The 25,843-nt window shown below is 57.3% G+C and carries 19 protein-coding genes; 13 read left to right on the top strand and 6 right to left on the bottom strand.

The genetic code is table 11. The features are described 5' to 3' along the window. Positions 1–91: 91 nt before the first annotated feature. Together QOL67_RS17530 and QOL67_RS17525 are read left to right on the top strand one after the other, a co-directional pair. Entirely contained in the window at positions 92–2,797 is a 2,706-nt protein-coding gene (locus tag QOL67_RS17530) for an AsmA family protein (RefSeq protein WP_283427281.1), read from the top strand. 14 nt (positions 2,798–2,811) lie between these two features. After that, positions 2,812–3,306, top strand: coding sequence for a hypothetical protein (locus QOL67_RS17525; protein ID WP_283427280.1), 495 nt, complete (start codon positions 2,812–2,814; stop codon positions 3,304–3,306). Between the two features lie 239 nt (positions 3,307–3,545). Here the strand turns inward: QOL67_RS17525 and QOL67_RS17520 are convergent, their stop codons facing one another. After that, the gene (locus QOL67_RS17520; protein ID WP_283427279.1) at positions 3,546–6,026 is read right to left on the bottom strand and encodes a Hint domain-containing protein; all 2,481 of its coding nucleotides are present in this window, start codon (positions 6,024–6,026) and stop codon (positions 3,546–3,548) included. A gap of 290 nt (positions 6,027–6,316) precedes the next feature. Between QOL67_RS17520 and QOL67_RS17515 the strand changes: the two genes are divergently transcribed. The 11 genes from QOL67_RS17515 to QOL67_RS17465 all read left to right on the top strand — a co-directional run bounded on the left by QOL67_RS17515 (position 6,317) and on the right by QOL67_RS17465 (position 19,189). Next, complete coding sequence (locus QOL67_RS17515) at positions 6,317–6,802, top strand: DUF2946 family protein (protein WP_283427278.1); 486 nt, start codon at positions 6,317–6,319, stop codon at positions 6,800–6,802. A 56-nt stretch (positions 6,803–6,858) separates the two neighbouring features. Continuing rightward, on the top strand, positions 6,859–8,973 hold the full coding sequence (locus QOL67_RS17510) for a NosR/NirI family protein (protein ID WP_283427310.1): 2,115 nt from the start codon (positions 6,859–6,861) through the stop codon (positions 8,971–8,973). Between the two features lie 18 nt (positions 8,974–8,991). Further along, positions 8,992–10,899 (top strand): TAT-dependent nitrous-oxide reductase, encoded by a 1,908-nt coding sequence (nosZ, locus tag QOL67_RS17505; protein ID WP_283427277.1) that lies wholly within the window; start codon positions 8,992–8,994, stop codon positions 10,897–10,899. 3 nt (positions 10,900–10,902) lie between these two features. Next, on the top strand, positions 10,903–12,165 hold the full coding sequence (locus QOL67_RS17500; protein ID WP_430458963.1) for a nitrous oxide reductase family maturation protein NosD: 1,263 nt from the start codon (positions 10,903–10,905) through the stop codon (positions 12,163–12,165). Continuing rightward, complete coding sequence (locus QOL67_RS17495) at positions 12,155–13,048, top strand: ABC transporter ATP-binding protein (RefSeq protein ID WP_283427276.1); 894 nt, start codon at positions 12,155–12,157, stop codon at positions 13,046–13,048. Before QOL67_RS17500 ends, QOL67_RS17495 begins: the two co-directional genes overlap by 11 nt. Beyond that, positions 13,045–13,866: an ABC transporter permease gene (locus tag QOL67_RS17490; protein WP_283427308.1), complete on the top strand. Its 822-nt coding sequence runs from the start codon at positions 13,045–13,047 to the stop codon at positions 13,864–13,866. Before QOL67_RS17495 ends, QOL67_RS17490 begins: the two co-directional genes overlap by 4 nt. Then, positions 13,863–14,387, top strand: coding sequence for a nitrous oxide reductase accessory protein NosL (locus tag QOL67_RS17485; protein ID WP_283427275.1), 525 nt, complete (start codon positions 13,863–13,865; stop codon positions 14,385–14,387). The genes QOL67_RS17490 and QOL67_RS17485 overlap by 4 nt, the downstream gene beginning before the upstream one ends. Then, entirely contained in the window at positions 14,384–15,277 is an 894-nt protein-coding gene (locus QOL67_RS17480) for an FAD:protein FMN transferase (protein WP_283427274.1), read from the top strand. Before QOL67_RS17485 ends, QOL67_RS17480 begins: the two co-directional genes overlap by 4 nt. A 65-nt stretch (positions 15,278–15,342) precedes the next feature. Further along, positions 15,343–16,251: a YegS/Rv2252/BmrU family lipid kinase gene (locus tag QOL67_RS17475; RefSeq protein ID WP_283427273.1), complete on the top strand. Its 909-nt coding sequence runs from the start codon at positions 15,343–15,345 to the stop codon at positions 16,249–16,251. Between the two features lie 116 nt (positions 16,252–16,367). Next, complete coding sequence (locus QOL67_RS17470) at positions 16,368–17,840, top strand: globin-coupled sensor protein (protein ID WP_283427272.1); 1,473 nt, start codon at positions 16,368–16,370, stop codon at positions 17,838–17,840. Between the two features lie 170 nt (positions 17,841–18,010). After that, on the top strand, positions 18,011–19,189 hold the full coding sequence (locus tag QOL67_RS17465; RefSeq protein WP_283427271.1) for an NnrS family protein: 1,179 nt from the start codon (positions 18,011–18,013) through the stop codon (positions 19,187–19,189). A 3-nt stretch (positions 19,190–19,192) separates the two neighbouring features. On the opposite strand, the gene QOL67_RS17460 is transcribed toward QOL67_RS17465, so the two are convergent. From QOL67_RS17460 to QOL67_RS17440, 5 genes are read right to left on the bottom strand one after another with little or no spacing between them, the layout of a single operon-like run. Further along, positions 19,193–20,029: an NAD-dependent epimerase/dehydratase family protein gene (locus QOL67_RS17460; protein WP_283427270.1), complete on the bottom strand. Its 837-nt coding sequence runs from the start codon at positions 20,027–20,029 to the stop codon at positions 19,193–19,195. A gap of 2 nt (positions 20,030–20,031) precedes the next feature. Next, positions 20,032–20,796 carry an HpcH/HpaI aldolase family protein gene (locus QOL67_RS17455; RefSeq protein WP_283427269.1) on the bottom strand — a complete coding sequence of 255 codons (765 nt, stop codon included), beginning with the start codon at positions 20,794–20,796 and terminating at the stop codon, positions 20,032–20,034. Beyond that, complete coding sequence (locus tag QOL67_RS17450) at positions 20,796–22,013, bottom strand: NAD(P)/FAD-dependent oxidoreductase (protein WP_283427268.1); 1,218 nt, start codon at positions 22,011–22,013, stop codon at positions 20,796–20,798. The genes QOL67_RS17455 and QOL67_RS17450 overlap by 1 nt, the downstream gene beginning before the upstream one ends. Then, positions 22,013–23,719 (bottom strand): hydantoinase B/oxoprolinase family protein, encoded by a 1,707-nt coding sequence (locus tag QOL67_RS17445; RefSeq protein ID WP_283427267.1) that lies wholly within the window; start codon positions 23,717–23,719, stop codon positions 22,013–22,015. The genes QOL67_RS17450 and QOL67_RS17445 overlap by 1 nt, the downstream gene beginning before the upstream one ends. Continuing rightward, a complete protein-coding gene (locus tag QOL67_RS17440; protein ID WP_283427266.1) occupies positions 23,716–25,803 on the bottom strand; it encodes a hydantoinase/oxoprolinase family protein in 2,088 nt (695 codons plus the stop codon). The genes QOL67_RS17445 and QOL67_RS17440 overlap by 4 nt, the downstream gene beginning before the upstream one ends. Positions 25,804–25,843 lie beyond the last annotated feature (40 nt).

Genomic DNA, 25,843 nt, shown 5'->3' with positions numbered 1-25,843 from the left:
GTGAGGCGCCCATTTTGGCGCCGTCCTTACTTGGGACATGCGGCGCAAGACTATTTGAGTTTCCTTGGTGCCCACCGAGAAAGGACCCGTTTTGAGACGCTGGATTTTGAGATTTATCGCTGGGGCTGTTGTGCTCGCTCTAACCCTCTGTGCTCTGATTTGGGCCGCTTTGGCCACCCCCTTGTTCAGTGGATGGCGCAAGGATTTTGTGTCCGACCTTCTGACCGAACAAATAGGGCAGTCGTTTTTGATCGACGGCGACGTGCGTGTGGTATTGGGCAGCACCACCAAAGTACATGTCAGCGGTGCCAGCATCCCAAGCGAGAATATCACCTCGCTCAACCTCGCGGAGTTGGACCTGTTGGAATGGGAGTTGGATTTACCAGCCTTGTTTGAGCGTCGCATCGACATTGATAATCTCACCATTGACGGGTTGCAGGCCAATCTGATCACCCAAGCTGACGGCACCACCAGTTGGACCAAGCCCGATACACCCATGCCTTCACCCGCCGCAGACACCTCTGCCACCCAGTCTCCTCAAACCGCCGACAAACAGCCCAAACCCTCGATTTTCTCATTTCTCAGTGATCGTACCGTGTCCTTCACCAACATCGGTCTGGTGTCCGTGGATGAAGAAAGCGGCTTTGAGTTCATTTTTGAGCTGGAAAAAATCCTGCTTGAGCAATTGCAAGACGGCCAATTGGTCTCGGTCACAGGCGCAGGGGCTTTGAACGGCGAAACCTTTACGTGGGATGGCAAATTCCCGCGCGGCGCTCCGTTCACCAACCAACTGGAATTTGGCGACATTTCCCTCAGTTACAACGGTGAAGCCCTGCCGGATGACGCGTTTGGCTATACCGCACGGCTGGAGCTGAACACCGGTCAAATTGGCGACGTGTTTGAGGTTCTTGGGCTGGCGCGCAGTCTCGAAGGTGTGGGCACGTTGTCGGTGGATGTCACCAGCGCACCCAAACAGCTCTCTCTGGCAAATCTGCAAACCTCCCTGGATTTGGAGAAAGGCCAAGCCATCACAGTTGCGGGGAGTGTCGACAATCTCTTCACCCGCGCCGGTTTTGACATCCGCATTGACGCGCGTCTGCATCCTGAGGGCCAGCCTCCAGCCGAAGCAGAAAACCTGAAGGAGCTCAAACTCACCGAAATCAACGCGCACATTCTCACTGCCGACGGCAAACTGACGTTTGAGGAATTGCTCATTCACACCAACGCCTTTGACCAAGGGCTGGATCGAGTTGGACCAATCTCCATCGGCAGCATTTATCGGTCTGAGGCCAAAACCCTTGGGCTGCGCGATATCTCCATTCAGGCTGGTCCAGAAGATGCACCTTTTCTGACGGCCCAAGGCGACATTGGAGATGTTCTGGGCCTAAGACTTGTGGACCTGACCGGACAACTGAAAGGTTCCGCAGTGCTTCTGCTGAAGAACCTGCCGCCAGAAGAGGTGGCCAAGTTTGGCGGCGTCGAAGCTGACTTTGTCATTGAGGATCAAAACGGGGCTTTGAGCCTGCGCAAATTGGCGGCGCGCACGGTTGACACCGAGCTTTGGACCCTCAACGCCAATTTGGTGGTCGCCAGTATTGAAGAGCTGGCGGGCATGAAGCTGGACTTTCAGTTTGGTGTCACCGAAACCGCACCTTTCCTGACCGCGCTGGGCCTCAAACCGGTGGGGGTGTCGACGCTTGCCACAGGGTTTACACTCGAAGGGGCTGCCAAAGAAGCCAAAATTGGGTTTGATTTTCAAGCGGATGGTACAGACCTCTCCTCCAATATGACTTTCGACCTCAGCCAAGAGGTTAACGTGATCCGCGGAGCCATTCTAAGCGAGCGTATGCGCCTGATCGACTTGCGTGAAGGCGCAAAGATAATTGTGCAACTCAGCGAACGTGCCAAAGCTGCGAAGGCCACCAAAGACGCCGAGAAAGACGAGACAGATGACGGCCGCCCGCCCATTCAACCGCTAGTTTTGGAGAAGGAAAACAAGGTCTTCAGTCTCAAACGCATCTTAACGGAAACCGATTTGGCGATCACCTTGGAGATCGCAGAGTTTGTAGGGGATGCGGGCACCTCGTCCATGAACAGTGAGCTGACAGCCAAAGAAGGTCAAATCCAAGCGGGTCCGTTGGAGCTCTACTATGGCCCTGGGTTTTTCAAGGTCACCGCCTCAATGGATGCCATCGAAGACCCAGAACGTGTGCGCATCGAGGGCGCCACAAGCGGCTGGGACTTTGGCAAAATCCTGAAAGCACTCGACATAAAGATCCCCGCCCGTGGCACGATTTCAGCCAATGTTGACGTCACCGGCAACATCACCTCCGGCAAAGCTTTTGCCAATTCCATGGCGGGGTATGCCTCTCTTAATATGCGCGACGGCGCCATTGCCACCAGCCTGTTGGAGCTCGCTGGCCTTGGCATTTTTCCGTGGCTGGTTTCCAAGGAGTTTTCGGAAGGCCAAACCGAAATTGTTTGCGTGAAAGCCCCGGTGCGGATCAATGCCGGCGAAGTGAGTTTTGACTCCGTTGTGGCTGAAACCCGCAGCGTGCAAATGGTGGTGCGCGGGATGGTGGATTGGGTGCGTGACGCGATCTCCATCCGCGCAGAGCCACGGCGAGTGGGCAAACCGCTCGCCCGCAGCGCCTGGCCGTTTGAGGTCCAAGGCAAGCTGTCAGACCCAAAATTCAAGCTCGACATCGGCGGCTCGCGTCACCATCGCGCCGACGGTGCAGATCACATGCCAGAAACCCGCAAACCCTGTACGCCTGATATTGCGCAACTCGAATAAAACTGGAGAGAGACATGACACACCTCCGCCTAAGCCTCTGCCTGTCCCTGCTGATGCCAACCTTTGTGGCGGCGCAGGCCCATCCGGAATTTGCCACGGTGGGGGACTGGACCGTGCGGTCCAACCCCGCAAATGGCAACGGCTGTTACATGGAAAAGACCTTTGAAAGTGGCACCTTGGTGCAAATTGGCGTGGTTCCGGATCAAAACGGCGCTTTCTTTGCCGCCTATAACGCCGCGTTTGGTGGTGTGGTGGATGGCGAAGCCGGCAGCGTCTTGTTTGATTTTGGTGACAGCCGCTTTCAAGGCGACGCGGTTGGGGCACATTTCGCAGGCCTGCCCGGTGGTTACGCCTTTTTTGACAACCCGGAGTTTGCCTCTGAGTTTGGCAAACGTACCTCAGTGTTGGTGCAGGGCGGGTCGGGGGAAACCGAGGACTTGGACCTGAGTGGCAGCATGAAAGGCCTGCACAGCATCAAGGCGTGTCGGGCGCAGTTTGAGGAGAGTTGAACTCCTCGGCGCTCTGGGTTTTGGCGTAGCGGACGCTCTGGTCTTGGCCGGCCCTTGGACGGTTCGGTAAGCGTGTGCATACAGGTACCTGCGGCGGGAAGGTCAAGCGTTAACACATGGCTTTTGGAATGTCGGTATTGCGTCGGTATCACGTCTGTTTTGCGGAGGTGCGTAGTTTTGTTCATTTTTGGCTGAACAATAGCCCGGCAGCCTTGCATTGGCTGCCGGTTCTTTTGCGATTACGTCAAGGCGCGCACCGGCTCAAACAGTGCCGCGGTGTCACGTGACAGTTCCCGAGATTTGAGGAAGCCACGGGCGGTTGGACCGTAAGCGGACACGCCGGGAAGGGTCAGCAGTTCTGGGAACAAATGGGTAATCTCACGACGCTCATCGGTGCGCAGCGAGCCCATGGCCATGGGGCCCGGATAGAAGCTCTCGGTGGGAGCACCGTCGGCCATGATGATTTCGTGCCGCTCCAACATCAGATGGTAGTAGGTCACCTCCTGAACTCCAAGGGCGATGCGAAAGCCGGGTCCGCCGTTACGAGCCAGATGAATGGCGCGGGCCAATTGCGGCGTGTCCCCTCCTTGGGTTGTGACCATACCATGTTGCGGCGAGACCAGCATGTCGCGGCTGTTGCCCAGCGCACCTTCGCGAATGAACACGGGGCGCAGTTTGGGGAAAGCAATCAACTCGGCTAGGCCCAGGTGCCGTTTGCCAATCCAGACAATTGGTTGCGGACCGTGATCCAAGGTCTGAACCAAATCTCCCACATGCAGGTGATCGATGGGGACCTCCCCATTCGGTGTGGCAATCATCACGCCTGCCGTGAAGCAGGGGATGCCCATTTCGATCAAGGTACTGTTGTTTATGGAAGAGGCCTGAATACCTTGCAGTTTCACAGCCTCTCCATTGGGGAATGACAGGATCGCATTCCCGATGTTGTCACTTGAGACGTCGACGTCGCTGACCTGAACCGGCTCACCGTCCTCATTGGTCAACTCGCTAACGTCGAGTTGGTCGGTCTGCCGGTCATCCATTGTGAAGTCGGTGATGACGTCAAAGCCATCATTGTCTTCGATCACAAATGAGTCGCTGCCTGTGCCACCCGTGATTGTGTCGCTCCCGGCACCGCCCCCTATAGTGTCGTCGCCTGAACTGGCGTTAATGAGATCGTTGTCCCCACCGGCCCAAATTTCATCATCACCATGTGTGCCGATCACCGTGTCGTTGCCATCCCCTGTGACCATGAGCGCACTTTCGAAGGACACGGAGCCATCGATAAAGTCCGCGTTCTCGGTGGTGCGCAGGGCTTCAATGCTGGTGAACGTGCCGTCCACGCCTTCGAGGCCAAAGTTACCTTCAGAATTTCCGGTATAGGTTACAGTGACGCCGGATGTAGATGTGCCTTCGTGGAACGAGAGGGTGTCCCACCATCCACCGCCGTCGACGTGGACTATATCATTGGTCCCGTCGTCGGCTTCCTCATCATCTATCTCATCATCGTCGCCAAGTTCGAGCTCATCATCGGGCTCGTCGTCGGCAGCGTCATCTTCCAAAGGTTCATCATACACGTCGATACTTGGAATTTCTGCGATGGCAGGCTCAACTTCACCAAAGCCACTTAAGTCAAATCCTCCGACTTCCAATCCTCCTACCTCAAAGTCGTCATCGTCGAGCTCTTCGGGTTGCACAACGGCATGCACGTTAAAGACGTCGTTGCCATCGCCACCAAACAGCTTGTCGTCTCCTCCACCGCCGGTGATGGTGTCGTCACCGGCGCCACCGTAGATGTAGTTGTTGCCTGTGCTGCCGGTGATGGAGTCATCCCCGTCGAAGCCTTCGAGCGTTAGATTTGTGGAATCCGCTGAAGCGTCAATGCTGTCGGCGTAGTTAGTGCCAACAATGTGCTCGATTTCCGTGAAAGAACCGTGGGTTGTGGTACCGCCAAAGTCAAACGTGCCCGCCTTGTCTCCTGAAAAAGTGACATCCACGCCTTGGGTGCTTTCCCAGTTTGAAAACCCAACGAGGTCCCAACCGCTGGCGTCGTTGCCGCCGTCTATAAGGGCATAGTCATGGTCGTCCGTGATCCAGAACTCATCGGAGCCTGCACCGCCGGAAAATGTATCAGCGCCGCTCGCCCCATACAGCACATCGTCCCCGTCACCGCCGATGATGTTGTCATTGCCGTCGCCACCAATGATGGTGTCGTTGCCTGCGCCACCGTCGAGACGGTTGTCGCCGGATCCGGTGGTCCACAGGCCAATCTGGTCATTGCCAGATTCGCCGTAAATGCTGTCGTTTCCGTCCCCAAAGACAACCGAGTCGTCACCGCTTCCGGCGTAAATGATGTCGTCGCCGGAGGCGTCGTAGATGTCGCCGTCGGTGTCGTGGATCACGTCGTCGCTGTCGGCCCACACCCAGATGTTGTCATCGCCGCTGCTACCGTTGATGACGTCGGAAAAAGTGTCGATGTAGCCAAGGCTGTCGCCTGGATCGACCTCTGAGTCGTCAGGGACAAAATAGGCCTGGCCGCTCTGTGCATAAAACGTACCAGTGACTGTGCCGAGAGCCGGAAAGGTCACGGAGCCTGAACCAATTGGCATGTCCTGCTGCGTAAAAATGGTGTTTTCGCCAAGACTGCCGTCGATTTCGTCGCTTGTTCCCAGTCCGTTTGATCCCACGTCGAGACTAACCAAATAACCCGTATAAGTTGTCATTGCGCACTCCTTCTGACCCTTTCGTAGAGTTCTGCGCGTTAAAGAGGCGCTAATCGGTGCAGACGGAGGTGGCGAATGTAAGAGAAATAAAATCAGGCATTTAGCAGGGATTTTGTTGAAATTTCCTACGCCAGGGTTGATGTTTATGGAGATCCGTTTTGGTTTGGATCGGCAGGTGGGTTGTGTGTTGGAAGTTTGGCGCAAGAAATGTGAAAGCTTGATATCGATCAAGACGCGGAGATGTGCGGACGCCTATGGAGAGGGCGTTAGAAACTTTCCTGAGACCCCTTATGTCTTTTGAGTCGCCAGCCAATTCCCGCCTTGGCCGATCTTTGATCGGTCTTTTGGCCGTGGTCGGGCTGGTGTTACAGCTGGTGTCGCCGACCATGGCACATGCGCGGTCTGGGGCAGACGTTGGGGCAGATTGGATTGAGATTTGCGCGGAGGCTGGCCCGGTATTTGTGCGGCTGCTTGACGATGGGACCGTTGAAGAACGTACCCCTCAATCCCCAGCGCATGGCGGGTGTCCAAAATGTCTAACGTGTGTGACTTGTGCAGGCGTGGCAGGGATTGACCCCGGTGTTTCCACAATCGACGGGAGCGTTGCCTTTGCTGCGTTGCTGGCGATTGATGAGGCAGACGTGGCAGTGTTCGTCAGCAAGGCGTGGGAGCGCCCGATGACCCGGGGGCCGCCATTGGCGCCCCAGCGTAAAAATGAAATGGCCCGCGTGGGCCATGTGATGACAGCGAACCCGACAGAAGGAGGTGCGCTGTGATTGTGAAGCGCGCATTTACGACCTGGGTGTCTGCAATTGTCTGTGCCTTTGGGCTCATGATGGCAGATGTAGCCAAAGCCGACAGCCTGGCGTCTTTCCTAACAGAGTTAGATCCTGCCGAACTGGCAGAGGGGGCCGACGCGTTTGGCCCGGTGCGCGAGGACGTGAAAGTCGCGCCTGTGCTCAAGGGCGGCGAGACCGTGGCTTGGGCGTTTTTGACCTCTGATTTTGTCGGCACCACTGGCTATTCGGGCAAGCCGATCCATGTTGTCGCAGCCATTGACGACGATGCAGTGTTGACCGGTGTGAAGCTGGTGAAACACAGCGAGCCAATTGTGTTGATTGGTATTCCCAACAGCAAAATGGTGACGCTGACCGAAGGTTACGCTGGTCTTGACCTTAAGGTTGAGGCGGAAACAGGCGGCGAGGGGCATGATCTCGATATCATCTCCGGTGCCACCGTAACCATTATGATCATTGACGACAGTTTGGTGCGCGGCGGCATCAAAGTGGCGCGGGCCTTGGGCTTGGGTGGGCTTGCGGTGCAAGAAACCGGCCCGAAGCGTGACTTGGACATGGCCAATGACGCGGTGCAGGACTGGACCACATTGGCGGGAGACGGCTCTGTGCGGCGCATGACGCTGGACGTGGGGCAGGTCAACCAAGCCTTTGCTGAGATGGATGATGAACGCGCCGCCAAACGTCCCGAAAAAGGCGAGCCGGACGACACGTTTATCGACATGCATATGGCACTGGTGTCTGTGCCGTCGATTGGCCGCAGCTTGCTTGGCGACAATGAATATGAAAACCTTGTTGAATGGCTGGACGAAGGTGAACATGCTATTCTGGTGCTGGGCCGAGGCAAATACAGCTTCAAAGGTTCCGGTTACGTGCGCGGCGGTATCTTTGACCGCATCCAGCTGATCCAAGGCGACAACTCGGTGCGGTTCTTTGACAAACAGCACCGCCGGTTGCGGGCACTGGCAACCGCCGATAGCCCGAGTTTTGTTGAGCTCGAACTCTACAAAATTCCAGCCGACTCGGAGTTTGATCCGGCGAAGCCGTTCCGCCTGCAGCTGTTGGTCCAACGCTCGGTGGGCGCACTGGACCGCGTGTTCCTGACATGGGATCTGGGTTATCGTCTTCCAGATGACTACCTGCTGCCATTGCCGGTTGCGCCTGTTGTGGACAGTGCTGCGGATGAAGCCGCAGCCAAGGCTGCGTTGTGGCAACGCATCTGGAAGGACAAGACCACAGAAATCGCCGTTTTGGGCGTGATGCTTCTGGTGTTGACCGCGGTCTTCTTCTTCCAATTTCAAGCCACTTGGAAAGCGCGTCGGTTCTACTGGTTCCGCATTGGTTATCTGACCTTCACACTGTTCTTCATCGGTTGGTACGCCAACGCACAGCTGTCGGTCGTCAACATCATGGCACTGGCCAACAGTATGCGCTCGGGCTTCACTTGGGATGCGTTCTTGATGGACCCGCTGGTGTTTATCCAATGGTTTGCCATTGCTGCGGCGCTGCTGTTCTGGGGCCGTGGGGCCTACTGTGGCTGGCTGTGCCCGTTTGGCGCGCTGCAAGAGCTGACCAATCAAATTGCGCGCTTCTTCAAAGTGCCGCAATGGACCCTGCCCTGGGGGCTGCATGAGCGCCTGTGGCCGATTAAATATATGATCTTCCTTGGATTGTTTGGCGTGTCGCTGGCGTCTTTGGAAACTGCGGAGCAACTGGCCGAAGTCGAGCCGTTCAAAACTGCGATCATTCTGAAATTTGTACGTGACTGGCCGTTTGTTGTGTTTGCCGGATCGTTGCTGGTGGCGGGGCTGTTCATTGAACGCTTCTACTGCCGCTACCTGTGCCCACTGGGTGGGGCACTCGCGATCCCTGCGCGTATGCGCATGTTTGATTGGCTGCGTCGCTACAAAGAGTGCGGTAGCCCGTGCCAGACCTGTGCCAATGAATGCCCGGTACAGGCCATTCACCCAACCGGGGAAATCAACCCCAATGAATGCGTGAACTGCCTGCATTGTCAGGTGCTCTATCAGAGCGAAACCAAATGTCCTGTTGTGATCCGTCAGCTGAAACGGCGCGAGAAAACGGGCTCGGCTGAGATCAAGATTCCTAAGAAATCTGCTCCGGCCAATCATCCAAATGCAAAGACTGCATAAACCTTTAAGGAGGGAACAATGTCTGAAGACCTGAAAAACATGAAAGTGAGCCGTCGCGGCGTAATGGGGGCAGCAGCCACCGGCGCAGTTTTGGCCGGTACTGGTGTTGGTTCGCTGGTTGGTGGCGCAAGCCCCGCTGCTGCGTCCGGAAAAGCGTCCATGGCGCCAGGCGAGCTCGATGAATACTACGGCTTCTGGTCTTCCGGTCAGGCCGGTGAGATGCGTGTCCTTGGGGTGCCGTCCATGCGTGAGCTGATGCGGGTTCCGGTGTTCAACCGCTGCTCTGCCACGGGCTGGGGCCAGACCAATGAATCGCTGAAGATTCTGACCGAAGGTCTGACCGACAAGACCAAGGAATTCCTTGCGGCCAATGGCAAAAAAACCTACGACAACGGCGACTTGCACCACCCGCATATGTCGTTCACTGACGGCACCTATGACGGCCGTTACCTGTTCATGAACGACAAAGCCAACACCCGTGTTGCGCGCGTGCGTGTGGACATCATGAAGTGTGACAAGATCATTGAGATCCCCAACGCGCATGACATCCATGGTCTGCGTCCGCAGAAATATCCGCGCACGGGTTATGTCTTTGCCAATGGTGAGCACGAAGCACCGCTGGTGAACGACGGGTCGATCCTGAACGAGCCTGACAAATACACCAATATCTACACCGCGATTGACGGTGACACGATGGAGATCGCCTGGCAGGTGATGGTGTCCGGCAACTTGGACAACACCGACTGTGATTATCAGGGCAAATATGCCTTCTCGACCTCCTACAACTCCGAAATGGGTATGAACCTGGCGGAGATGACCGAGAGCGAGCTCGACCACGTGGTTGTGTTCAACCTCAAGGAAATCGAGAAAGCGATCGAGACCGGTGATTATCAGGAACTGAACGGTGTGAAGATTGTGGATGGCCGCAAGGGCTCCAACAAGAAATACACCCGCTACATTCCGATCCCGAACAGCCCACACGGCATCAACACAGCACCAGATGGCAAACACGTTTGTATCGCTGGTAAACTGTCGCCAACCGTATCGGTGATGGATGTGACCAAGCTGGACGCACTGTTTGAAGAAGACGCAGATCCACGCTCCGCCATTGTGGCAGAACCACAGTTGGGTCTTGGTCCGCTTCACACCGCATATGACGGTCAGGGCAACTGCTTCACCACACTGTTCTTGGACTCTCAGGTTGTGAAATGGAACCTTGAAGCGGCTGTGAAACAGTATGCTGGTGAAGATGTGGATCCGATCCTTGAGAAAGTGGACGTGCACTATCAGCCGGGCCACAACTCGACCTCCATGGGTGAAACCAAGGACGCCGACGGCAAGTGGCTGGTCTCGATGAACAAGTTCTCCAAAGACCGGTTCCTGAACGTTGGTCCTCTGAAGCCAGAGAACGAGCAGTTGATCGACATCACCGGTTCCTCGATGGAAGTTGTTCACGACGGTCCAACCTTTGCTGAACCACATGACAGCATCATCGTGCGTCGCGACATCGTGAACCCGAAAAACGCCTATGACCGCAACGACCCGATTTGGGACGATGCGCGCAAACAGGCCGAAGCGGATGGTGTTGACCTTGACGATTGGCAGGACTCGGTTATCCGTGACGGCAACAAGGTTCGCGTCTACATGTCGAGCCAGGCGCCAAACTTCTCGCTGGAAGACTTCACGGTAAAAGAAGGCGACGAAGTCACCGTTTATGTCACCAACCTGGATGACATTGACGATCTGACCCACGGCTTCTGTATGGCGAACTTCGGTGTGGCTATGGAAGTGGGCCCACAGGCGACCGCCTCTGTGACCTTCGTGGCCAGCCGTCCTGGTGTACACTGGTTCTACTGCCAGTGGTTCTGCCACGCGCTTCACATGGAAATGCGCGGCCGGATGTTTGTTGAGCCAAAAGGCGCATAAGTCATGATGAAATGGTCCCTTTCTGCTGTGTTTGCTCTGTTGGCCTCCGCTGTTTCGGCGGCTGACTGGGACGTGCCGCTGCGGGACGGGGCCATTTCCGAGATATTGGCGCAGGCGGAGGACGGTGACGTCCTTCGCCTCGCTGCCGGCACTTACAATGAGACCGTGGTGCTGGAGAAAGCTGTGACGCTGGATGGTCAAGGCCATGCCACCCTTGATGGGCAAGGCAACGGGTCGGTGATTACGGTTACCGGCAATGACGTGGTGGTGCGCGGACTCACTGTTGTTGGCTCTGGCGATCGCCATGAAGACATCGACAGCGGCATTCAGTTAAAAAAGACCGCAAAGGCACCGCAGATTTTGGACAATGTGCTGCTGGGCAACCTCTACGGTATTGATATTCACGGAGCGAAGGACTCGCTAGTGGCGGGCAACCGTATTGAGGGGCGTCAGGACCGGTTGATGAACCGGCGTGGCAACGGTATTTATGTGTGGAACGCGCCGGGTTCGATTGTTGAGAACAATGACATCCAATGGGGCCGCGACGGGATTTTTGTAAATTCCAGCAAGCGTAACATCTTCCGCAATAATCAGATGCGCGAGCTGCGTTTTGCCGTGCACTATATGTATGTGGACCGCTCCGAAGTGGTCGGCAATGTGTCGATCGGCAATGATTTGGGCTTTGCGGTGATGTTTTCGACCTATGTGAAGGTCAAAGACAACGTGTCGATCAACGACCGAGAACATGGTGTGATGTTGAACTACGCCAACCGCAGCGAGATCACCGGGAACTATGTGAAGAGCGCCAAGGAAAAATGCACCTTCCTGTATAATTCCAACAAGAATGACTTTTCCGACAACTGGTTTGAGGGCTGCGGTATTGGCATCCACTTTACCGCTGGCAGCGCGGACAACCGGATTGTTGGCAACGCCTTTGTTGGCAACCGTACGCAGGTGAAATTTGTCTCCTCCAAGTGGCATGAGTGGTCTGAGGACGGCCGTGGCAACTATTGGAGCGACAATGCGGCTTTTGATGTAAACGGCGATGGGTTTGCGGACAGCCCTTATCGACCAAACGACTCGATGGACCATGTGCTCTGGAGCCAGCCGGCAGCAAAGATGCTGCTGGGCTCGCCAGCCGTGCAGATGGTGCGGTGGTCACAATCGGCCTTTCCGGCATTGTTGCCGGGGGGCGTGATTGACAGCCACCCTTTGATGAAACCAGTCCGACCAGCGGCGGCGGAGAAGGTGGAACATGACGGATAAGATCCTAGAAATACAAGGCCTTGTGAAAGATCGAGGTCAAACACGCGTGTTGCATGGTGTGGACCTGACGGTCTCAGCGGGCGAGCGCGTCGCTCTTTTGGGCCACAATGGCGCAGGTAAGTCGACACTGATCAAGACCGTGTTGGGCCTGACCAAAATGGGCAGTGGCAGTGTGAAGATTGCGGGACACAAGCCGGGCAGCGGCGCGGCGCGGGCGGATACCGCGTTTTTGCCGGAAGCAGTGAGCTTTCACCCGGCTTTGACAGGGCGCGAGCAGCTGACGCTGTTTGCGCGGCTTGCGGGGCAAAAGGCAGATATTGCCGGATTGCTGGAACGTGTGGGGCTGGCGGATGCGCTGGACCGGCGCATTGGCACCTATTCCAAAGGCATGCGACAGCGTCTTGGCCTGGCGCAGGTGCTATTGGGTAAGCCTAAGCTTGCGCTGCTCGATGAGCCAACCAGTGGCCTTGACCCGATTTCGCGCCAGGATCTCTATGCCATCATTGATGAGCTCGCTGCAGCAGGATGTGCCGTGCTGATTGCGAGCCATGCGCTAACCGAGGTGGAAGCGCGTACAGATCGCATTGCAATCATGCGCAAGGGCCATCTGGTGGCCGATGACACGTTGGCAGGTCTGTCTGCCAAAGCTGGATTGCGCACCAAGATGCGTGTGCGCGCCACGGCGGACGCCGAAGCGCTGGTTCAAGTCACCGGCGGGCGTCGTATGAACGGTGCCTCTGTGGAGATCGAGATCGACGCCGCTGGCAAAATGGAGATGCTGCGCAAGATCGCGGAAATGGGCGGTGCAGTGGCGGATGTGGATATCACGCCACCACGGCTCGAAGATCTCTATCGTTTCTATGCCAAAGAGGAGTTGCACTGATGCGGTTTCTGGCAATTGCACAGGCGGAAATGCGGATTCTAGCGCGCAACCGTTGGCTCTTTATGGCAACGCTGATCATGGTATTGTTTGCGCTGGCTTTGACCTTTGCGGGTAGTGCACCAACCGGCACTTTGGGCGTGGACATGCTCACCGTGTCTGTGACCTCCATGACCACGCTGTCGGTCTATCTCGCACCACTATTGGCGCTAATGATGGCCTTTGATGCGGTGGCCGGTGACGCGGAGCGCGGCTCCTTGGGCTTGCTGCTCAGCTACCCAGCCGGACGGGGCGAAATCCTGCTTGGCAAGTTTTCGGCCCACCTTGCGGCGTTGACTATCGCCATGACCATTGGCTTTGGCACGGCGGGGGCGATCGCCGCCTATATGGGCGGTGCAGGGCAGGAGAGCGTTCTGGCGCTTCTGCGCTTGATTGGCACCTCAGTGCTGCTGGGCGGTGTGTTCCTGACCTTAGGCTATATGGTGTCCTCTCTGGCAAAATCTGCCACCGCTGCAGCGGGCATGGCGGCAGGGCTTTGGCTGATTTTTGTGGTGCTTTACGATCTGGGCCTGCTGGGCGCAGTGGTGATGGACTCTGGTGGTTGGTTCACCGAAACCCTGTTCCCTTGGCTGATGGTGGCCAATCCGGCGGATGCTTTCCGCCTGTGGAACATTGCCAGTTCTGAAAGCGTGGCTTTGGCCAGCGGCATGGTTGGCGCGGCCTCCGCTTTGCCAAGCTGGGCAGCACCTCTGTCGCTGGCGGTTTGGCCTCTGCTGGGGTTTGCTTTTGCCCGGCTGGCGTTCCGGAGGGTGGAGCCATGAGGGTTGTACTTGTTGCTGCGGCCGCGATTTTGGCGTTGGCCGCCTGTAAAGAAGAGGCGGCGGTTGCACCACCGGACCCCGTGCCATTGACCGAGGAGGCGCTGAGCTTCTTTTGTCAAATGAATATTGCGGAGCACGGTGGCCCCAAAGGGCAGATCCATTTGGAAGGTTATCCCGCGCCGCTGTTTTTTGCGCAAACCCGTGACATGGTGGCTTATCTCAAAAGCCCAGAACGGGACGCGAAAATCATCGGCGTTTATGTAAGTGACATGGGCGCAGCCCCAAGTTGGGAGCAGCCGGGAATCGAAAACTGGGTGCTGGCAGAGGGCGCACATTTTGTCGTTGGGGCAAAAGTGGCCGGTGGAATGGGGGCTCAAGAGGTGGTTCCGTTCAAAGAACTGGACGATGCGGCAAATTTTGCGACCCAATGGGGTGGGCAAATTATGTCATTGGATGCTATTCCCACCGAAGCAGTCCTTGGACCCATAGATTTAGATCAGACGTTGGAGACCCCGTCATGACCCGTTTGAACCGCCGCCGTTTTCTGACCATCGCCGCCGCCAGCGCCGCTGTGCCCGCGGGCATGGCCGTAGCCGCAACCGAAACCGCCTCCTGGTCCGGTATTGCGCTCGGCGCACCTGCCCAGATGAAGATCGCTGGTATGAGTGCTTCTGAAGCTGCGCCGATATTTGGCGCAGTGGAGGCCGAGCTGTCTCGTCTGGAAGGTATCTTTTCCCTGTATCGCGACAGCGCGCTGACCACGCTGAACCGCGACGGTGTTCTGTCTGCGCCAGCGCCAGAGCTGCTGGAAGTTCTGAGCTTGAGCGACGCAATCAACAAGGCCAGCAGCGGTGCGTTTGACCCATCCGTGCAGCCGCTGTGGCTGGCCAAAGGTGGCAAAGGCGACGTGACGGGCGCGCAGGGCCTCGTGGGCTGGCAGAACGTGCAATTTGACACCGCTGCGGTGAAGTTTGACATCGACGGTATGGCGCTGACCCTGAACGGCATCGCGCAAGGCTACGTAACCGACCGCATTGTTGCACTGATGAAAGACGCAGGTCTGACCAATGTGCTGATGGACATGGGCGAAGTGGCCGCGCTGGGTGCCAAGGCGGATGGCGCTGGCTGGAAAGCCGGTGTGGCAACCCCAGAAGGCGATATTGTCGCACGCGTGACCCTGACCGATCGTGCGCTGGCAACCTCCGCGCCGTCGGGCACAGTGCTGTCTGGCACCGAAGGCCATATCTTCCTGCCAAATGGCGCGGCAAGCGTTCAGGCGTTGGCCTCTGTCTCTGCACCGAAGGCTGTTGTGGCGGACGCCTTGTCCACCGCCCTGTGCCTGATGGACGATGCTGCTGGCCGGGCGATGGTCGATCAGTTTGCAGGCGCACGCATCGAAGCGCTGGCCTAAGCGTTCCTGAAAAAAAACACTGCTCCCGGCTTGATTGACAGGCCGGGATCGTCATGACTGGTGTCATGACCCACAAAACACTCCTCACACTCAATGGTAAGTCTGCCGCCCGCGCCGATGTGCGGGAGGCTTTGATGTCGCTTCAGCAGGACTTGGACATTGACGTCTGGGTGCCTTGGAACGGCGCGCAATTCATGCAGATTTTGGAACGTGCCGTGGCCGATGGTGTGACCCGCGTGGTGGGTGCTGGTGGCGATGGTACAGCCAACGCGGTGTGTAATGCGCTGATGCAGTTTCCGAGGGATGCAGGTCTGTCGATGGGCTTGGTGCCGCTAGGCACGGCCAACGACTTTGCCCGCGCTTTTGGTGACGCAGGTGATGATCTTTTGCATTCAATCCGAGTGGCGGCCACTGAAGACGCGACGCCAATTGATGTTGGTGTCATTAATGGAGAGCACTTTGTGAATGTTGCCAGCGGGGGATTTGGCGCGATGATCACATCCACAACACCGGCGGACGTAAAACGCCGTCTCGGTGGGCTGGCCTACACGCTATCAGGTTTGACACGGCTCTCTGAATTGCATCCAACCAAAGCGCGGATTTCGGTGGCTGGTGATGACTCCTTTGACGCAGAGATCACGGCGCTGATCGTTGGCAATAGCCGGTTTGCCGGAGGTGGCTTTGACGTGGCACCACTCGCGGATGTGACCGATGGGCTGCTCGATCTGGCGCTTCTGTCGAAAGAGAGCTTTCAGGGGGGAGCAGGCTCGATGTTGGATTTGGTTGGAGACGATGATCCCACTGAAGCCTTCTTGCAACGCTACCAATGCAGCAGCGCTATCATTGAAACGGAGACGCCGTTTCACATGAATTTGGACGGTGAACCCATGGTGGCAGACCGGTTTGAAGTTTCGGTAAAACCTCAGGCGCTGCAATTTGTCCTGCCTCGAAAATCGGTATTACTTAATAAGTAAACCTTCCCAATCCTCTGAAAACCCACACAGAAATTGGTATGTTTAAGCACTCTGTTAACACCCGGCTATTTAGAAAGGCAAAAGGCAGTTTCAACCGGGAAAGGGTACTCCTAACGATGACACAGAATTTGGCTGTCGCGGTAACGCAATTTGGACTGAACGGAAAAGACGGCGAGACACTCGCACGTGCCGGTGCCAAAGTGATCCCTTGGTTGGACGAAGTTCTCGACTATTTCTACGACTACGCACAAGAAGATGCCGCAAGGTTTTTCCATACCGAAGGTTTGCTAGAACATGCACGCAATCAACAAAAGAAGCATTGGGCAAAACTTCTGAGTGGCACGTTTGACGATGGTTTTGCCGCCGCAACCAAGACCATCGGCGAGGTGCATTTTCGCATTGAACTGCCGTTTGATCTCTATTTGGCAGGCTACTCACGTGCGACATCGTATATCCAAACGTTGTTTCTCAAGCGCAGCAGCAGAATATTGGGGCCAATTGGCAAGGCGGAGATGGCCCGTCAGCTTTCTGTGCTAACGCGGGCGTTCACGTTGGACATGAATTTGGTGATTGAGGCCTATTTCAACGCTCAGCAAGAAGAGCAGGCGCGGGCGTTCAGATACCTTCGGGATGGCATGGGACGCATGGGGCGCAAAGATTTGTCCGAGGACATTCCCTCCCCAGAGCACAGTGACTTCCCGGTACGATATGAGGACATGCGACTTGGCTTTAATGCATTACAGAGCGACATGGGCGAGGTCATGCGATCCATCAAAAATGCCACTGAGGATTTGGACCTCACGGCGGCGGAAGTGAACTCCGGGGCAGATGATCTGGCGCATCGAACAGAAACGCAGGCCGCGACGTTGGAGCAAACCACGCAGTCGGTGGAGCAAATCACAAAAAGCGTTCAATCCTCATCAAGCGCAACACAAGAAACCGACGCAATGATGTCACAGACGCACCAGAAGGCCAAAACAGGTCAGGATGTGATGCAAGAGACCGTCGAAAAAATGCGCGAGATAGCGGAATCCTCCGCGCAGATTTCGCAGATTACAGGCGTGATTGACGATATTGCGTTTCAAACCAATCTTTTGGCGCTCAACGCTGGCGTGGAAGCCGCCCGGGCTGGAGATGCCGGTCGAGGGTTTGCCGTAGTGGCTTCTGAGGTGCGTGGCCTGGCGCAGCGCGCGGCAGAATCTGCTGCAGAAATTAGTGAATTGATCAAAGCCTCATCTGATTTGGTCGAGAATGGTGTCGAGATGGTGGATCAGGCTGGTCGTGTGCTTGGGGATATCGTGAACAAGGTAGAAGCCGTGGCGGGGCTGACCTCGCAGGTTGCGAACTCTTCGCTGGAGCAGTCAGAAGGGCTGAGCGGTATTGCCAGCAGCCTGTCGCAGCTTGACAATGTGACACAGCAAAATGCGGCCATGGTTGAGCAGACAGCTGCCGCTGTGGGCTCGATGCAACGGGACACCACCTCTATGGCGCAGCTGATTGGCGAGTTTGCATTGTCGCCCGAAGGGGAGGGTTACGACGCGGAAGGCGAGAATGATTGTCGTGAGGTTGCCAATCAGGTTGCTGCCTAACACACTGATATTTTTTAGAAACTTTAAGTCGGGACGCGGAGCGTTCCGGCTTATTGCGTTTGTGCTCTGTGACTTTTTCTCACTTTGTTGTTTACGCTTGGGTTTGGTCAAGTGGCGGTTGGCCAGCGCGGCCTAGGCTCGCGGCGAACAGGTAATGCAATAGGTGAATCATGTCCGCGATTCTGCGTGTGTTTTCAGAAGGCTTTCGGGTGTTTTTTCTTGCGGCAGGTGTCTTTGGCGCCGGGGCCGGGCTGCTGTGGACGTTGTCATTGGCCTCCGGTGGTGCCGGGATGGACAGTCTGGATATGGCACCAAGCCAATGGCATGCGCATGAGATGGTTTTTGGCTACGGTGCGGCGGCAATTGGCGGGTTTTTCCTCACAGCGGTGCCTAATTGGACCGGCACCAAAGGCGCGCGTGTTGGGTACATTGCCGGCGTGTTTGGATTGTGGCTGATTGGCCGGATTGCACTATGGCCGATGGGGGTGGTGCCTCCAATGACCGCAATGGTAGCAGATCTTTTGTTTGTGCCTGTATTGGCTTGGAAAATCCTAAATCAGTTGCTGAAACGGCCGAAGCCACAGAACATGGTACTTCTGTCTATGCTGGTGGCTCTGTGGGTGAGCAATCTGCTTGTACATCTGGAATGGGTAGGACTGACAACGAACACGGCCCGACAGGGCATTGTCGGTGGGTTGATGACCTTGGTGGGGTTGATTGGCGTGTTGGGCGGACGGGTCACACCGGCGTTTACGCGCAATGCGATGAAGCGCGCGGAGGTGCCTGAAAATGGCTGGCCACAGACACCGGATGTCTTGAACAAGGTTGCGATGGTGACCTCGCTGGCACTGCCTTGGGCGGCGATGAGCGGAGTCGATGTTCTGTTGACCTGCGCCGCGCTCCTGGCCGGAGCCACGCAACTGGCGCGGCTCAGTGGGTGGAAGAGTCTATGGACTGTAAGCCAGCCAATTTTGTGGTCGCTTCACATTAGTATGGCGTTTTTGGCGGTGGGTTTGCTTCTGTATGGGCTGTCCGGATTTGGCGTCGGTCAAGAGCTGGCCGCGATCCACGTGCTTGGCATCGGTTGCGTTGGCGGTATGACGCTGGCGGTGATGAGCCGCGCAGCTTTGGGGCACACTGGCCGCGCCTTGATCGCGTCAAAACCTCTGGTTTGGTCCTATGCGGCTATGGCCAGCGCCGCGTTGATGCGTTGGGTGGGGCAGAGCGCCCTGGTCGCGGTTTATGACTTTACGCTGATGTTGGCCGGGGGGCTTTGGGTGGCGGCGATGGTGCTATTCCTGATCGCGATTTTCCCAATGGCTGTCGCCCCCCGTGTGGACGGGAAATAACGCTTAGGTTTTCTTGCTGTCGTCCACGATGGTCATTGTGGCGAGCCCGCTCTCACCCAAAGGGATGGTGGCAAATGGCCCGCCAATGGTCATCTGCGCCAAATTGGTCGGATCGGCTGGGGGGGCGTTGGCCAGAACGGTCTCGGCAAACTGCTCCGCGTTGTCTTGTGGTTTGTACCCAATATGACCGGCGCCGGTGTTGTGCACCGGAGCGCGATCATTGTTGGAAATGCCGTAGACAATTGAAAAACCAACGGTTTGCGCGGTGATTGCGGCGGTGACCATGCGGATCAGGTCATCATAGCTGAGCCATGTGGACAGGGAGCGCGGCGCGACCACTTGCGCACAGGAGAAAATGCGCATGTGTACGCTTTCCACGCCACGTTTGTCCCAATACATCCGGCCCAGATCTTCGGCAAAACACTTGGCGAGGCCATAAAAAGTGTCCGGACGGTGCGGCGCGTCAATCCCGATGTTGTCAGCGATTTTGTGCATGCCCACGGCGTGCACAGAGCTGGCGTAGATCACCCGTTTCACGCCATTGCGGTAGGCTGCTTCCCAGACGTTATGGGCACCAATGATGTTGGGGCCAAGGATATCCTCAAACGGGGCCTCATCACCAATCGCGCCAAAATGCACCACCATGTCCGCGTCTTTCAGCACGTCGATCATGGCATCCAGATCCGCCAGATCCGCCTGCACGTAGCTTTCGCCGTCATAAAGCGTGCCAATGTCCTCAGCGATGTCGGTGGAGACCAATTCATCTGCCAGTTGGGTCAGTGGCTCACGCAGGTAAGAGCCAAGGCGGCCAGCGGCGCCGGTGAGGACAAGTTTCTTCATGGTCAGGGAGCTTTCACGTCTTCTAGTAAAGTGTCAGCGGCGCGGGCCAAAAGGCCGGCATCCGAGCCGCAGGCGACTAAGGTGAACCCCGCGCCCAATAGGCGACGGGCAAAATCCACGTCACGCACCAAGGTGCCAACGGGTATTTTTTTGGAAATCAATCGCATGGCGGCAGGCAGGATTTTGGCCCAGACGTCGTCATGCATGGCTTGGCCGAGGTAGCCCATGTCGGCGGCAATGTCGGCGGGACCGAAGAAGACCCCATCGACGCCATCGGTGGTTGCAATGGCTTCGACGTTGTCCAGCGCTTGCAAGGACTCGACCTGCACCAGCACAGCGGTCTGGTCATCCACGGTGCTGGTATAGCTCTTGTCACGTCCAAATCCGGTGGCGCGGGTGGTGCCGCCATAGCCGCGCATACCTTTGGGGGGATAGCGGGTGGCGGCGACAGCAGCGGCGGCTTCTTCGGCGTTTTGCACCATCGGGAACAGAAGTCCGGGCGCGCCCATGTCCATCAGGCGTTTGACTTTCACCGGATCGTTCCAATCCGGGCGCACAATGGCGGTGCTGTCATAGCCTTTGATGACCTGCATCTGTGCCTGCACATCCGAGAGCTCTCCCGCGCCATGTTCCATGTCGAGGAGCAGCCAGTCATAGCCTGCGCCCGCGACCACTTCGGTGGTCAGGGGATCGCCAAGCGAGACCCAGAGGCCAATTTGAGGTTTGCCTTCGCGGATTGCGGTCAGGAACGGGTTGGATTGCACCATCAGATCACGGCCTTCTCAACTATGGGGTCATTGTTGAGGACACGTTCAAACGTAAAGGGCGCCATGTCTAGGGTGCGAAATTCCCCGTAGGTCAGTAATTCTGCCACGGCACGGCCCATGGCGGGGCTTTGTTGCAACCCGTGGCCGGAGAAGCCGTTCTGGAAGATGAAGTTGGTGACTTCCGGGTGTGCACCCAAAATCGCGTTTTGATCCAGGGTGTTATAGGCGTAATGGCCCGTCCATTCCGTGACCACTTTGATGGCTTCAAACTGCGGTATACGGGTGGCGATGATGGGCCAGACGTGATCCTGCCAGCGGTTGTGATCCATGTGGAAATCATCAAACGCCACGGCTGGGTCTGGATCAGGTGCGGCACCCGCGAGGTAGGTGTTGGGGCCATCTTGGCGGACGTGAACGCCGGAGGGGTCGATGGTCAGTGGCAGCTCCATCGGCAGAGGTTGTTCCGCAGAGAAGATCCAGGTGAAGCGCTTGCGTGGTTCCACCGGCATAGGAATGCCCGCCATTTCTGAGGTGCGCGCAGCGCGCGGTCCGGAAGCGTTCACCACCTGACCGCAATTTACCACATCGCCAGAGGCCAAGGTTACAGACGTGATTTTGCCCCTTTCGCGCGCCATGGCGACCACTTCACCCTGCACGTATTCCACACCACGCTCGCGGGCGGAGCGGCGGAACCAGTCAAACACCACACCGCCGTCCCAATAACCTTCGTCTTTGGTGTTGATCGAACCCAGAACGATGTCGTCGACGTTGTAGAACGGATAACGGGCGGCGATCTCCTCGGCGGACAGGAGTTGCGTTTCCGCACCTGCCGCACGTTGGACCTTTTGGTTGTCGCGTAGGGTTTGGGCAAAGTCTTCGGTGTCCGCGAGATACAGGTATCCGTAGTTCTGAATATCCAACTCCGGCACGCGGTCGTCCCCACCCATGTGTTTGCGCAGGTTTTTCACAAAGTCTGCGGCGAACTGAGAGATTTGAACGTTCAACTGATTGGAAAACTGCTGTCGCATACAGGAGTTGGTGTGGGCGGTGGAGCTGAACTCGTAAGTTGGGTCTTTTTCCACCACCAAAACCGAGCCGGTAAAATCCGGGTTGTCGGACAAAAACCACGCGGTGGAGGATCCCATGATCGCCCCACCGATGATTACCACATCGTAAGATGATTTGGTTGGCTTGGTGGCCATTGCGCCTGCTGCCATTAGACGATGTCTCCCCGTTTGGCCCGCGACAGGGCCTCGGCAATTTCTTTTGCCGACATGTTGTAATGCTCTGCCGCATGCTCCGGGGTGATGTAGCCAAGCGCAAGATCGCGTGTGACACGCGCCGGATCACGACGGTTTGGGGTACCGTAGCCAGCGCCGCCGGGGAAGCCCATTTGCACCACTGTGCCGTGGGGTATAAATTGTTTGCCTTTGCCGCGCACCGCTGCGCCATCGGAGCGGGCCAGACGAGTGGCGCCACCGGCGCCGCCCTCGCGACGGCCTTGCGCCGGGTGGTCCACACGGTCCAGCATCAGGGAGATGTCAAATTCGTAGCCTTCACGCGCACCCACATCCATGTATTGTCCCAAACCGCCGCGGAATTCACCCGCGCCGCCGCTGTCCGGGCGCAGCTCTTTGCGCCAGATCAGCACCGGGCCAACCTGTTCCGTGGCTTCCACCGGCATGGTCATCACGCCAGACGGGAAGGCGGTGGCGTTCATGCCATCCAATGTCGGCCGTGCGCCGGAGCCACCGGAGTTGAACGTCAACACCTCGGCGCGCACCGCATTTTCGGGCGCTTGCCCATCCCTGCGCGGTCGCAGGGAAACCTGGAAGTTACAGAGACAACCTGCACCCTCAGCGGGCACGGTGTTGGGCAAAAGCTTGTCGAGTGCGTTGTAGACGGTGTCGGGCACCATATGGCCAATTACGTGGCGCAGAGCGACGGGGGCCGGGAACTTGGCATTCACAATGCTGTTGTCCGGCGCGGTGATCTCGAACGGGGCCAGCGAGGCGGCGTTGTTGGGGATTTCCGGCGCGATTGCACATTTTAACGCGTAGCAGGCATAGGCTTTGGTGTAGACCAGCGGCACGTTGATGCCTTTTTTGTCCAAGCCAGACGTGCCAGCCCAATCGCTCAGGATGCGGTCTTTCTCGATGGTCAGTTTGACGTGCAGGTCGATCGGCGTATCGTAGCCGTCGATGCGCAAATGGCCGCTCGCGCTGCCCGGCGTAAGCGCGTTGATACGCGCCAGCGTAGCTTCGCGAGAGTTAGTCAGGATGAAGTTAGAGATGCCCGCAAGATCGGCAAGGCAAAACTCCTCAACCATTTCGATCAGGCGGCGGTGGCCAATTTCGTTGCTGTTGGCCAGCGCGTAGATGTCACCGACAAGTTGATCCGGCTCGCGCACATTGCCCCGGATTAGGGTAAGCAGAGTTTGATCCACTGTGCCGCGATCCGCAAACTTCATAATCGGCAGGTAAAGCCCTTCTTCGTGCACGTCATTGGCATCCGCGCCAAAACCGCGCCCGCCGATGTCGGTGACATGGGCTGTGCAGGCAAAAAAACCGATCAGCGTGCCCTGGTGGAAAGAGGGCGTCACAACAGTGATGTCGTGTTTGTGGCCGGTGCCTTCCCACGGATCGTTGGTCAGATAAACGTCGCCCTCAAACATGTTCTCGCGCCCGATGCGACGGATGAAATGGCCCACAGCATCCGCCATGGCGTTCACATGGCCCGGTGTGCCGGTGACGGCTTGGGCAAGCATTTCTCCTGCGTCGTTGTAAACTCCGGCAGACAGGTCGCCCGCCTCGCGCACGGAGGTGGAGAACGCGGTGCGCACAAGCGCTTGTGCCTGTTCTTCGACTACGGAGATCATGCGGTTCCACATGACCTGATAGGCAACTTTGCTGTGCTCGGTCATTGGGCGATCTCCTTTGTGCGCACGTCCAGCGTGCCATCAGCGTGGGTCAGCACCTCGCGGCTGGCGGGCACAACCACGGTGGTTTCATCCTCGGTCACCACGGCGGGGCCTTGGGCGATGTGGCCACTTGGCAGATCGGTGCGGGCGATCACGGCGGCGTCGACGGTTTTGGCTAAGGCCGGATCAAACAGCGGGCGTGTTTCACCGGGGGCGAGAGATGTGAGGGTGCCGATGTCTGAGAGCGGGGAAGAGGCGTGCTGTGCGGTGTGGGCGTTTACGCTCCAGACGGTGATTTCAACCTCCATGCCATCCACGGCACGGCCAAACAGGGCTTTGTAATCTGTCTCAAACATCTCGAGAAAAGTGGCCGCGTTCGGATTGGCAGCCTGATCAGCCGTCAGCGAGATTGGAATCTCCCAACCCTGACCGGAATACCGCATGTAGACTTTGTGATCGCGTAGAATTTCTGCGTCAGCGTTGCAAGAGCGTACAAAACGCGTGGCCTCATCCGACATGTCCTCAAATAGGGCTTTCACTCTTGCGGCGTTAAAATCTCTCAACCGCATGAAGACCGAACGGTTGGCCTCAAAGCTAAACGGCGCGCGCAGGAAGCCGATGGCCGAGCCAACGCCTGCACCTTGCGGCACAAGGCAGCGGGAGACACCGAGTTTTTCGCACAGCCGTGCGGCGTGTAGCGGCGCTGCGCCGCCAAAGGCAATCATGGTGTACTCAGACAGGTCTTCGCCGTTTTCCACCGCATGCACGCGGGCGGCGTTGGCCATGTTTTCATCCACCACTTCAGCGAGGCCAAAGGCGGCCTCGGTGGCGTCCATGTCGAGCGTTTTGCCAATCACAGTGTCCAGCGCCTTGGCCGAATTGTCGGGATGCAGGGGGATTGAGCCGCCGGCAAAGTTGTTTGGGTCCAGCTTGCCCAGGATCAGGTCGGCGTCGGTCACAGCTGGATTTGCGCCGCCACGGCCATAACAGGCTGGGCCGGGCTCGGACCCTGCGCTTTCTGGACCAACGCGGATTTGATTCATCGCGTCGACATGGGCGAGCGAACCGCCCCCTGCGCCAATTTCAACCATGTCGATCACCGGGATCGAAATTGGCATGCCGGAGCCTTTTTTGAAGCGATAGGTGCGGGCGACTTCAAACACGCGGGTGGTTTTGGGCGTTTGATCCTTGATCAGGCAGATTTTGGCGGTGGTGCCGCCCATGTCAAAGCTCAGCACTTTGGTGAGCCCATGTTTGGCCGCGATGTCGGCGGCAAAAATCGCGCCCCCCGCCGGGCCACTTTCGACCAGACGCACCGGGAAATTCGCGGCGCTTTCCAAGGACATGATGCCGCCACCAGAGTGCATAAGGAAAACCGGACACGCGGCGCCCTCGGCTGCCAGGCGGTCTTTCAAACGACCCAGGTAGGATTTCATCAGCGGCTTGATATAGGCATTGGCGATGGTGGTGTTGAAGCGTTCATATTCGCGCATCTGCGGGGAGACCTCGCAGGACAACGAGACCATCACGCCGGGCAGTTTTTCCGCGAGGACCTCTGCGATCAGACGTTCGTGGGCGTCATTCACATAGGAGTGCAGCAGACCGACGGCGATGCTTTCGTAGTTGGCTTCAGCCAGCTCGTCGGCCAGTGCCTCGATGTCGGCGCGGTCCAGCGGGATCAGGGCGGCACCTGTGGCATCCATGCGTTCGCGCAGCACATAGCGGCGGTTGCGCGGTAACAGTGGCTCCGGCAAAGTGAGGTTCAGGTCATACTGCTCAAACCGGCTTTCGGTGCGCATTTCGATCACATCGCGGAAGCCTTCGGTGGTGATCAGAGCGGTTTTGGCGCCACGCCGCTCGATCAGCGCATTGGTGGCCAACGTGGTGCCGTGGATGATCTGCTCGATCACATTTGGTGCCACGCCCGCTTTGGCGCAGACCTTTTGCATGCCGTCCACAATTGCATTTTCCGGCGCGGCGTAGGTGGTCAACACTTTGGTGGAAAACCGGTTTTCACCGATTTCCAAAACCACGTCCGTGAATGTTCCGCCGATGTCGACGCCCAATCGGGCTGCGTGTGATGGCATCGCAAAGTGCCTCCCTTTTCCTTGAGGAAGAGGCTAAGCG

Source organism: Shimia sagamensis (assembly GCF_900182745.1).
In the GTDB taxonomy this organism is placed as follows: domain Bacteria; phylum Pseudomonadota; class Alphaproteobacteria; order Rhodobacterales; family Rhodobacteraceae; genus Shimia; species Shimia sagamensis.
Note: the sequence above shows the minus strand (reverse complement) of the source record. Positions and strands in the feature narration are given on the sequence as shown.

What these genes read in the sequence shown, in the direction of transcription:
- QOL67_RS17525 (WP_283427280.1), top strand. Translation starts at nt 2,812, where the DNA reads ATGACACACCTCCGCCTAAGCCTCTGCCTGTCCCTGCTGATGCCAACC.
- QOL67_RS17520 (WP_283427279.1), bottom strand. Translation starts at nt 6,026, where the DNA reads ATGACAACTTATACGGGTTATTTGGTTAGTCTCGACGTGGGATCAAAC.
- QOL67_RS17515 (WP_283427278.1), top strand. Translation starts at nt 6,317, where the DNA reads ATGTCTTTTGAGTCGCCAGCCAATTCCCGCCTTGGCCGATCTTTGATC.
- QOL67_RS17510 (WP_283427310.1), top strand. Translation starts at nt 6,859, where the DNA reads ATGATGGCAGATGTAGCCAAAGCCGACAGCCTGGCGTCTTTCCTAACA.
- nosZ (WP_283427277.1), top strand. Translation starts at nt 8,992, where the DNA reads ATGTCTGAAGACCTGAAAAACATGAAAGTGAGCCGTCGCGGCGTAATG.
- QOL67_RS17500 (WP_430458963.1), top strand. Translation starts at nt 10,903, where the DNA reads ATGATGAAATGGTCCCTTTCTGCTGTGTTTGCTCTGTTGGCCTCCGCT.
- QOL67_RS17495 (WP_283427276.1), top strand. Translation starts at nt 12,155, where the DNA reads ATGACGGATAAGATCCTAGAAATACAAGGCCTTGTGAAAGATCGAGGT.
- QOL67_RS17485 (WP_283427275.1), top strand. Translation starts at nt 13,863, where the DNA reads ATGAGGGTTGTACTTGTTGCTGCGGCCGCGATTTTGGCGTTGGCCGCC.
- QOL67_RS17480 (WP_283427274.1), top strand. Translation starts at nt 14,384, where the DNA reads ATGACCCGTTTGAACCGCCGCCGTTTTCTGACCATCGCCGCCGCCAGC.
- QOL67_RS17475 (WP_283427273.1), top strand. Translation starts at nt 15,343, where the DNA reads ATGACCCACAAAACACTCCTCACACTCAATGGTAAGTCTGCCGCCCGC.
- QOL67_RS17470 (WP_283427272.1), top strand. Translation starts at nt 16,368, where the DNA reads ATGACACAGAATTTGGCTGTCGCGGTAACGCAATTTGGACTGAACGGA.
- QOL67_RS17465 (WP_283427271.1), top strand. Translation starts at nt 18,011, where the DNA reads ATGTCCGCGATTCTGCGTGTGTTTTCAGAAGGCTTTCGGGTGTTTTTT.
- QOL67_RS17460 (WP_283427270.1), bottom strand. Translation starts at nt 20,029, where the DNA reads ATGAAGAAACTTGTCCTCACCGGCGCCGCTGGCCGCCTTGGCTCTTAC.
- QOL67_RS17455 (WP_283427269.1), bottom strand. Translation starts at nt 20,796, where the DNA reads ATGGTGCAATCCAACCCGTTCCTGACCGCAATCCGCGAAGGCAAACCT.
- QOL67_RS17450 (WP_283427268.1), bottom strand. Translation starts at nt 22,013, where the DNA reads ATGGCAGCAGGCGCAATGGCCACCAAGCCAACCAAATCATCTTACGAT.
- QOL67_RS17445 (WP_283427267.1), bottom strand. Translation starts at nt 23,719, where the DNA reads ATGACCGAGCACAGCAAAGTTGCCTATCAGGTCATGTGGAACCGCATG.
- QOL67_RS17440 (WP_283427266.1), bottom strand. Translation starts at nt 25,803, where the DNA reads ATGCCATCACACGCAGCCCGATTGGGCGTCGACATCGGCGGAACATTC.